The organism is Streptomyces glaucescens (genome assembly GCF_002154375.1).
GTDB classification, from domain to species: Bacteria; Actinomycetota; Actinomycetes; order Streptomycetales; family Streptomycetaceae; genus Streptomyces; species Streptomyces glaucescens.
Window position 1 is genome coordinate 1 of the sequence record NZ_MUND01000413.1, and the last position, 9,040, is coordinate 9,040.

11 protein-coding genes are annotated in these 9,040 nt (G+C 74.0%); 7 read left to right on the forward strand and 4 right to left on the reverse strand.

Going from position 1 to position 9,040, the window contains the following annotated elements; genetic code table 11:
- A partial coding sequence (locus CCN42_RS25560) for a sirohydrochlorin chelatase (RefSeq protein ID WP_169731522.1) occupies window positions 1–293 on the reverse strand: 293 nt, incomplete at its 3' end.
- 135 nt (window positions 294–428) lie between these two features.
- Here CCN42_RS25560 and CCN42_RS25565 point away from each other — a divergent pair.
- From CCN42_RS25565 to CCN42_RS25575, 3 genes are all read left to right on the forward strand, one after another.
- A complete protein-coding gene (locus tag CCN42_RS25565) occupies window positions 429–1,106 on the forward strand; it encodes a SanA/YdcF family protein (protein WP_086739148.1) in 678 nt (225 codons plus the stop codon).
- Window positions 1,107–1,218: 112 nt separating this feature from the next.
- Window positions 1,219–3,462: a molybdopterin oxidoreductase family protein gene (locus CCN42_RS25570; RefSeq protein ID WP_086739150.1), complete on the forward strand. Its 2,244-nt coding sequence runs from the start codon at window positions 1,219–1,221 to the stop codon at window positions 3,460–3,462.
- Window positions 3,463–3,525: 63 nt separating this feature from the next.
- A complete protein-coding gene (locus CCN42_RS25575) occupies window positions 3,526–3,978 on the forward strand; it encodes a carboxymuconolactone decarboxylase family protein (RefSeq protein WP_245877452.1) in 453 nt (150 codons plus the stop codon).
- 7 nt (window positions 3,979–3,985) lie between these two features.
- Here CCN42_RS25575 and CCN42_RS25580 read toward each other — a convergent pair whose 3' ends face one another.
- Window positions 3,986–4,426, reverse strand: coding sequence for a gamma-glutamylcyclotransferase family protein (locus CCN42_RS25580; protein ID WP_245877453.1), 441 nt, complete (start codon window positions 4,424–4,426; stop codon window positions 3,986–3,988).
- Between the two features lie 109 nt (window positions 4,427–4,535).
- Between CCN42_RS25580 and CCN42_RS25585 the strand changes: the two genes are divergently transcribed.
- Entirely contained in the window at window positions 4,536–6,161 is a 1,626-nt protein-coding gene (locus CCN42_RS25585; RefSeq protein ID WP_086739156.1) for a M4 family metallopeptidase, read from the forward strand.
- Here the strand turns inward: CCN42_RS25585 and CCN42_RS25590 are convergent.
- Window positions 6,158–6,814: an NADPH-dependent FMN reductase gene (locus CCN42_RS25590; RefSeq protein ID WP_086739158.1), complete on the reverse strand. Its 657-nt coding sequence runs from the start codon at window positions 6,812–6,814 to the stop codon at window positions 6,158–6,160. The genes CCN42_RS25585 and CCN42_RS25590 overlap by 4 nt on opposite strands.
- A gap of 300 nt (window positions 6,815–7,114) precedes the next feature.
- Here CCN42_RS25590 and CCN42_RS25595 point away from each other — a divergent pair, with 300 nt between their 5' ends.
- Both CCN42_RS25595 and CCN42_RS25600 read left to right on the forward strand, forming a co-directional pair.
- Window positions 7,115–7,633 (forward strand): hypothetical protein, encoded by a 519-nt coding sequence (locus tag CCN42_RS25595; protein ID WP_086739160.1) that lies wholly within the window; start codon window positions 7,115–7,117, stop codon window positions 7,631–7,633.
- 121 nt (window positions 7,634–7,754) lie between these two features.
- The gene (locus CCN42_RS25600) at window positions 7,755–8,375 is read left to right on the forward strand and encodes a class F sortase (RefSeq protein WP_086739162.1); all 621 of its coding nucleotides are present in this window, start codon (window positions 7,755–7,757) and stop codon (window positions 8,373–8,375) included.
- A 6-nt stretch (window positions 8,376–8,381) separates the two neighbouring features.
- Here CCN42_RS25600 and CCN42_RS25605 read toward each other — a convergent pair whose 3' ends face one another.
- Window positions 8,382–8,729, reverse strand: coding sequence for a winged helix-turn-helix transcriptional regulator (locus tag CCN42_RS25605; protein WP_086739164.1), 348 nt, complete (start codon window positions 8,727–8,729; stop codon window positions 8,382–8,384).
- 116 nt (window positions 8,730–8,845) lie between these two features.
- Here CCN42_RS25605 and CCN42_RS25610 point away from each other — a divergent pair.
- A partial coding sequence (locus CCN42_RS25610) for an NAD(P)-binding domain-containing protein (RefSeq protein ID WP_158102129.1) occupies window positions 8,846–9,040 on the forward strand: 195 nt, incomplete at its 3' end.

Here is a 9,040-nt window from a genome sequence, read left to right on the forward strand (position 1 = left end):
GTGCTGGCCGGGGCGGCGGCGGCCATCTCGGGGATGTCCTGCTTGACGTGGTAGCCGCGGCTGAGGAGGAGGGGGACGAGGACGGCCTCGCGGTCTCCGAGGGCGGCGAGGGTGTCGGGGAGCAGGGGCTCGTTCAGCTCGATGTGCCCGAGGTGGACCGGGAGGCCGGGGCGCAGCGCGCGGACGCGGTCGAGGAGGGCGCGGACCGTGGCGAGGGCGCGCGGGTCGCGGCTGCCGTGGGCCACGACGACGAGCGCGGGGGGTCCGGGGCGGTGGCTGAGCTGGCTGTCCATGCATCGAGGGTGCCGAAAGGACGTTGCCGGCCCGTTGCGTGAGGGTCACGGGCGTTTTCCGTGGGTTCACCGCGGGGGGCGGGCGGGGTGTGAGGGGGACGCAACCGGGACGCCGCACAGACCGTCCCTTTCCGTATGAAGATCGTACGACCTCGTCTGCCGCGTACCCGGACCGGCCGCCGGCGGCTGGTGCAGGCCGCGATGGCGGGGTGCGTGCTCGCGCTGCTGCCGTCGACCTGGCTGTACGTCTCGACCGGCGACCGGCTGCGCAGCACCGCCGACGTGCCGCGCACCGAGGTCGCCGTCGTCTTCGGCGCCGGCCTGTGGAACGGCGCGCCGTCCCCGTATCTCGCCCACCGGCTGGACGCGGCGGCCGAGCTGTACCGGACGGGCCGGATCGAGGTGGTCCTGGTGACCGGCGACAACAGCCGGAAGGACTACGACGAGCCGGACGCGATGCGCGCCTACCTCACCCGGCACGGCGTCCCGGACGCGCGGATCGTCAGCGACTACGCGGGCTTCGACACCTGGGACTCCTGTGTCCGCGCCAAGAAGATCTTCGGGGTGGACGAGGCGGTGCTGATCAGCCAGGACTTCCACATCCGGCGGGCGGTCGCGCTGTGCCGGGAGGCGGGGGTGGCGTCGTACGGCGTCGGGGTGCCCGCCGAGCGGGACGCGACCTGGTACTACGGCGGGGTCCGGGAGGTCTTCGCGAGCGGCAAGGCGGCGCTGGACGCGGTCCTCGAACCCGATCCGCGGTTCCTCGGACCCGAGGAGCCCGGGGTGGAGCGCGCGCTGGCCGCCGGGCGCTGACCTGCGGCGAGAGCTCCTCACGGTGGCCCGGCGGCGGCGGGGAGGTCGTCGTCCCGGCCGTGTAACAGGGAGCCGTCCCGGCACGTAACACGGCCGATTCACCCTGAGGGGCATGAACAGCACCTCGACGCCCACCCACTGCCCGTACTGCGCCCTGCAGTGCGGGATGAACCTGTCGCCCACGCCGGACGGGGGCGTCGAGGTGCTGGAACGCGCCGACTTCCCGGTGAACCGGGGAGCGCTGTGCGGCAAGGGCCGTACGGCGCCCGCGGTGCTCTCGTCGCGGGTGCGCCTGACCTCCCCGCTGGTCCGCGAGGGCGGCGCGCTCGTGCCCGCCACCTGGGACGAGGCCCTGGACCGGATCGCCGGCGCGCTCGGCCGTATCCGCGCGGAGCACGGCGCGGACGCGCTCGGCGTGTTCGGCGGGGGCGGGCTGACCAACGAGAAGGCGTACACGCTGGGCAAGTTCGCCCGGGTCGCGCTCGGCACCTCGCAGATCGACTACAACGGCCGGTTCTGCATGTCGTCCGCGGCGGCGGCCGGGACGAAGGCCTTCGGGCTCGACCGCGGGCTGCCCTTCCCGCTGGAGGACATCCCGAGGAGCGGCTGCGTGATCCTCGTCGGCTCCAACCTCGCCGAGACCATGCCGCCGTCGCTGCGCTTCCTCACCGAGCTGAAGGAGAACGGCGGCACGCTGATCGTCGTCGACCCGCGCCGCACGAAGACCGCCGAGCACGCCGACCTGCATCTGGCGCCCCGCCCGGGCACCGACCTGGCGCTGGCGCTGGGCCTGCTGCACCTGGTCGTCGCCGAGGGCCGCACGGACGAGGCGTACATCGCCGAGCGGACCACCGGCTGGGAGGACGCGCGGGCCGCGGCCATGGCGCACTGGCCGGAGTACGTGGAGCGGATCACCGGAGTGTCGGTGCCGCAGCTGCGCGAGGCCGTACGGATGTTCTGCGAGCCGGAGACCGCGATGGTGCTCACCGCGCGCGGGCCCGAGCAGCAGTCCAAGGGCACCGACACGGTCGGCGCCTGGATCAACCTGTGCCTGGCCACCGGCCGGGCGGGACGGCCGTACAGCGGATACGGCTGCCTCACCGGGCAGGGCAACGGGCAGGGCGGGCGCGAGCACGGCCAGAAGGCCGACCAGCTGCCCGGCTACCGCAAGCTGGACGACCCGGCGGCGCGCCGCCACGTGTCCGAGGTGTGGGGGGTCGACCCGGACTCGCTGCCGGGGCCGGGCCGCAGCGCCTACGAGCTGCTGGACGCGCTCGGCACGGACATCCGGGCGCTGCTGCTGATGGGCTCCAACCCGGTGGTGTCGGCGCCGCGCGCCGCGCACATCGAGGAGCGGATCACGTCACTGGACTTCCTGGCGGTCTGCGACGTCGTGCTGTCGGAGACGGCGGAACTGGCGGACGTGGTGCTGCCGGTGACGCAGTGGGCCGAGGAGACCGGCACGACGACCAACCTGGAGGGGCGGGTGCTGCTGCGGCGGCAGGCCATCACCCCGCCCGAGGGAATCCGCAGCGACCTGGAGGTCATGCACGAACTGGCCGCGCGGCTCGGGGTGGAGAAGGGCTTCCCGACCGACCCCGAGGAGGTCTTCGAGGAGCTGCGCCGGGCGAGCGCGGGCGGGCCCGCCGACTACTCCGGCATCACCTACCGCAGGCTCGCGGAGGAGAGCGGGGTGTTCTGGCCGTGCCCGGCGCCGCAGTCCGTGGATCCGCAGTCCGTGGACCCGCAGTCCGTGGATCCGCAGTCCGTGGACCGGGTGATGGTGGCGGACTCCGGGGACGCCTCGCCTGCCGTGACGCCGGACGGCCCGGCGCGGGAGGCCGAGGTACGAGGCGCGCACCCCGGTACCCCGCACCCCGGTACCCCGCGGCTGTTCCTCGACCGCTTCGCCACCCCGGACGGGCGGGCCCGGTTCGTGCCCGTGGCGCACCGGGCGGCCGCCGAGGAGCCCGACGACGAGTACCCGGTGCTGCTGACCACCGGCCGGGTGGTCGCCCAGTACCAGTCCGGCGCGCAGACCCGGCGGGTCGACGAGCTGAACGCCGCCGCGCCGGGTCCGTTCGTCGAGCTGCACCCGAGGCTGGCGGCACGGCTGGGCGCCGCCGAGGGCGACCCGGTGGCCGTGGTCTCGCGGCGCGGGCGGGCCGTGGCACCGGCCCGGATCACCCACGCCATCCGCCCCGACACCGTCTTCATGCCGTTCCACTGGCCCGGCGAGGGCCGCGCCAACACCCTCACCAACCCGGCGCTGGACCCCACCTCGCGGATGCCGGAGTTCAAGGCGTGCGCGGTCCGGGTGGAGGCGGTGACCCCGGCGGAGGCGGCGCGGGATTGACCCGTTCTTCCGGTGCCGGTATGCACCCCTCGGGGGGTCTGTCCGGCCCGTAGGTTCATCCGCATGACGATCTACCAGGTACCTCGGCGCATGAACTTCTCCGCCTTCGCCCCCAAGGTGTTCAAGGCGGTCCTGGGCCTCCACGCCGCCGCCGTCGAAGGCCTCGACCCGGTGCTGGTGGAGCTGGTCCAGATCCGCGCCGCGCAGCTCAACCACTGCGCGTACTGCCTCGACTACCACATCACCGACGCCCGCAAGGCCGGCGAGTCGGAGGACCGCGTCCACCAGCTGCCGGCCTGGCGGGAGTCGAGCCTCTACACCGTCCGGGAGCGGGCGGCGCTGGCCCTGACCGAGGCCGTCACGCTGCTGTCCGACGGGGTGTCGGACGAGGTGTACGAGGAGGCGGCGCGGCACTTCGACGAGGCGACGCTGGCCCGGCTGATCGCCGTGATCGTCACCGCGAACACCTGGAACCGGATGAACATGACGACCCGCAAGACGCCGGGCACGGACTGAGCCCGCCTCAGGGCCGGCGTGCCCGCCAGTCGCCGCCCTCGATGCGGGTGCCCCGCGCGCGCAGACGGGCGGCGACGGGCGGTGCGGCGAGGTACACCCAGGCCCGCCGGACCGCCCCGTCGGCGGTACGGACGACATCGCGGGCGACCCGCTCGTAGAGGTTGCGGGGGTCGCCGGGCGTCTCGCACTCCTCCAGCCGGTCGAGGACGAGCAGCAGTTCGTCGTACGCCTCGGGCAGCGGGGTGACCAGTTCGCCGCGCACCGATCCGCCCGGCTCCTCGACGGCGTACGGATAGCCGGGGCCGTCGTAGAGGACGGCGTCGGCGAGCCGGCCGGGCTCCTCGGCGCGGGTGCGGCCGCGCAGGAGGAGGTCGTGGTTGGGTCCGCCGGGGCGGAGGGTGCCGTAGACGAAGAAGGGGAGGGGGGAACGGGACCGCACGGAACTCACAGAAGCGATTCTGTCCCCTCACACACCTGCACGTCTTCACCCTGGCCCTGGCATGTCCACGCCCCCTTGAATCTTGGTCACCCTCAGTGTGACCAGTTCAAGGAGACCCATGAGCCGGATACGGCCGTACGCCCTGGCCGCCACGACCGCCGCCGCCCTGCTGGCCACGGCGCTCACCCCCACCGCCGGAGCGGCCGGCCGGCCCACCCGGGCCACCGCGCTGGAACACGCCACCGCCGTCCTCGCCGAACGGGCCGGGAGCCTGGGCCTCGGTCCCGGACAGCGCACCGAGGTGCGGGACGTCGTCATCGACGAGGACGGCACCCAGCACGTCCGCTACGACCGCACCTACCGCCGGCTCCCCGTCCTCGGCGGCGACTTCGTGCTCCACCTGGCACCCGACGGCGGCTACCGGGGCGCGGACCGCGCGACGACGGCACCCGTCGCACTGCCGGACGTGACCCCGGCACTGTCCGCCCCCGAGGCCGCCGGCCTGGCCGCGAACGCCCTGCGGGCGCTGCACCTGGACCAGCCGCTCAGGCGGCTGACGGCCCAGCCGGAGCTGGTGGTCGACGCGCGGCACGGGACGCCGAGGCTGGCGTGGCGGACCGAGGCCGCGGCCCTCGACGGGCAGGGCAACCCGGTGGCGCGGACCGTGCTCACGGACGCGCGGACCGGCGCCCGGATCGACGCCTGGGACACCCTGGAGTCGGCGTCCGGTGACGGCCGTTCCCTGTACGGGGGCACGGTCCCGCTGCGGACGACACCGACCGGATCGGGGTACGCGCTCAAGGACCCGACCCGCGGCGGCACCCACACCGGCGACGCGGCGAACCAGAGCGACCTGTGCCTGCTCGGCACCCTCTGCGTCACCCGCGCCCCCTCCACCGTCCTCACCGACCCGGACAACCACTGGGGCGACGGCACCACCGCGGACCGCGCCTCGGCGGCCGTGGACGCGCAGTACGGCACGGACGTCACCTGGGACTACCTCAAGGACGTCCACGGCCGCGAGGGCATCGCGGGCGACGGCAAGGGCTCGTACAGCCGGGTGCACTACGGCAACCGCTACAACAACGCCTTCTGGGACGACAGCTGCTTCTGCATGACCTACGGCGACGGTGACGGCACCACGTTCGGCCCGCTGGTCTCCCTGGACGTCGCCGGCCACGAGATGAGCCACGGCGTCACCTCCGCCACCGCGAACCTCGCCTACACCGGCGAGTCCGGCGGCCTCAACGAGGCCACCTCCGACATCTTCGGCACGCTTGTGGAGTTCCACGCGGCCAACGCCGCCGACCCCGGCGACTGGACGATCGGCGAGAAGATCGTCCGCCCCGGCTTCGGACACGCCGCCCTGCGCTTCATGGACCGCCCGTCGAAGGACGGCGCCTCCCCCGACTGCTGGAGCCCCACCGTCGCCGGCCTCGACGTCCACCACTCCTCCGGCATCGGCAACCACTTCGCCTACCTGCTGGCCGAGGGCAGCGGCGCCAAGACCATGGGCGGCACCGCCCACAACTCCCCCACCTGCGACGGCAGCTCGCTCACCGGCATCGGCCGCGCCAAGCTCGGCGCCATCTGGTACCGCGCCCTCACCGTCTACATGACCTCCACCACCACGTACACCGCCGCCCGCACCGCCACCCTGAACGCGGCCCGCGACCTGTACGGCCCGGACAGCACGGAACACCGGGCGGTGGGGGCGGCCTGGAGTGCGGTGGGAGTGGGCTAACCCCCGTACGGGCGGCGCTGCTTGGCCTCGTGGAGGGCTCGGGCCCACCAGGTGAGCTGGTCCAGCATCTTCTTCGCCGCCGCGTCCGGACCCGACGGGTCCTTCAGGCGGCCCTCGGGGGTGAAGGACGCGGCGGCGTTGTGGAAGGAGACCGTGTCGCGGACGGTGACGGCGTGGAGTTCGGCGAAGACCTGGCGGAGGTGTTCCGTGGCGCGCAGGCCGCCGGAGATGCCGCCGTAGGAGACCAGGGCGACGGGCTTGGCCTGCCACTCGGTGAAGTGCCAGTCGATGAGGTTTTTCAGGGCGGCGGGGAAGGAGTGGTTGTACTCGGGGGTGAGGACGACGAACGCGTCCGCCGCCGCCAGCTTGACGCTGACCGGGTCGGAGGCGTGCGGAGCGGGCTCCATGGTGGTGGGCAGGGTGACGTCGGCGACGTCGACGACGTCCACGACCAGCTCATCCCGTTCCCGGACGCGCTCCAGCAGCCAGTCGGCGACGACGGGCCCGAAGCGGCCGTGGCGGTTGCTGCCGATGACGACGGTCACGTTCAGGGGCGCCTCGGAGGTCGCGGTCCCGATGGTCGCGCTCTCGGTGGCCGCGGTCTCGGTGGCCGCGGCTTCGGTGGCCGCGGTCCCGGCGGTTGAGTTCTTCATGCCGCACAGGCTCGTACCTCAAGTTTGATCGAGGTCAAGTCCGGGCGTTCCGGTTGCCCCGGTCACCCGTTCACACCCTCCCCGCGCATCCTTCGGGTCGTCTTCCATGACACCCCATCACACGCCGGTGAGCTGGGAAAACGCGCCGCAGGGCGAGAGCGCGGCGGTACGGCGCGGCACCCGTTCTCCGTATTTCTGACGACCCCTCAGGAAGCGCGCTCGCGCCGCTGCCACTTACCTCGGAGAGGAACGGAGAAGAACAGGGCCCGAACCGCTCGACTCGATCGATGGGGAACACCGATGCGACGTATCGCCCGGCTGCTGACCGGTACCGCGCTCGCCGTCGCCGCCGCGGCACTGACCGCCGCGCCCGCGCACGGCGGCGGCACCGGCTCCCTGGACGTGTACCCGTCCTCCGTGGTGCCCGGCGGTTCGGTCAGTGTGAACACGACGGCGTGCGGAGCCGACGGCGCCGCCGCGGGCGACGCCAGCGCGGTCGGCGCCGGGCAGTTCACGCTGGCGCCCAGCTCCCACGAGGGCAACGCGATCGGCCAGTTCCGGGTGCCGCCGAGCGCGCAGCCGGGGACGTACGAGATCGTCGCCCGGTGCTCCGGGGGCGGCCGGGAGGTCAGGGGCGACCTGGTCGTCACCCTGACCTCGGTCCGGCCGGCGCATCCCCGGGGGAGTGTGAAGACGGGGGTCGGCGGCGCACTGGGCCCCGACCCCGTGCAGACCGCGGCCGGCGTGGCGGCTCTCGCCGTCGCCGCCGCGGGCGGTACCTGGCTCCTGCATCGCCGGGCGAGAGGCGACGGGATCTGACGGACACCCTCCGCTGTCCGTCCGCCGGTACCGCACGCCCCTCCCCCTCCGGGTCCGATGCCCCTCGCGGCCCGGAGGGGGCACGGGGACCCGCCCCGTCCCTCGGTCACAGGGAGGACCGATGCGCAGGTACGGCAACACCGCCATGGCGGCCGTCACCGCCGTCGCCCTGTGCGCGGGCGCCTGGCTGCTGCGCGACGGCACCACTTCGCACGCCCCTCCGCAGCCGTCCGCCGCCGAGGCGCACGCCGACCCGGCCGCGGGGCGTCCGGCCGCCCCGGCACTGCCGCCGTCCCCGCCGGACCGCATCCGCATCCCGGCGATCCGGGTGGACGCCCCGCTGACCGGCCTGGGTCTGACCCCGACGGGCAGCCTGGAGGTGCCGCCGGCCGGGCGGCCCGACCTCGCGGGCTGGTACGAGGCGGGCACCACGCCCGGTGAGCGCGGCACCGCGATCGTCGCCGGGCACGTCGACAACGCCGAGGGGCCGGCCGTCTTCTACGGCCTCGGCGCCCTCAGGCGCGGCGGCACGATCGAGGTGGACCGGCGGGACGGCTCGGTCGCGGTGTTCACGGTGGACGCCGTCGAGGTGTACCAGGCGAAGAACTTCCCCGACGAGAAGGTCTACGGCCCGGCCCGCCGGCCCGAGCTGCGGGTGATCACCTGCGGCGGCGGCTACTCGCGCGCCACCGGCTACCAGGGCAACGTGGTGGTCTTCGCCCATCTGACGGGCAGCCGCTGATCCCGGTCACGCCACCGGCTCCGGCGCCTGCCCCAGCACGTTCACCTTCCCCCACGCGCCGAGCGGCTCCAGCGCCTCGTTGAGCGCGACACCGCGCGGCGTCAGCGAGTACTCCACCCGCGGCGGCACCTCGTCGTACTCCTGCCGGTGCACGATCCCGTCGGCCTCCAGCTCCCGCAGATGCGCCGCGAGCACCTTCTCGGTGATCCCGGCCAGCGCGCGGCGCAGCTCGCCGAAGCGGTACGGGCGCAGGCTCAGCTCCCAGAGGATGAGCACCTTCCACTTCCCGCCGATCACGTCCATCGCCGCGTCGACGCCGCAGATGTAGGCCCCCGCCCGCCGTCCGATCGCCATGTCCGACCCCCGCCTTCCGTTGCGCCCGTCCGCTGCCTGGACTCTTCCCTCGCGGTAACCACCCACTCACAAGTGCGTACTTGAGCGGCGGTTCAGCCTCTACGAGGCTAAACGCCATGACCGACAACGTCTCTTCCACCGCCCCCCGCACGCCCCTCACCCTCCTCGGCACCGGCGCCATGGGCACCGCCCTGGCCCGCGCCTGGCTGGCCGCCGGGCACCCCGTGACCGTCTGGAACCGCACGGCCGCCCGCGCCGAGGCGCTGGCCGCCGAGGGCGCGACCGTCGCCGCGACCGCGGCCGCTGCGGTC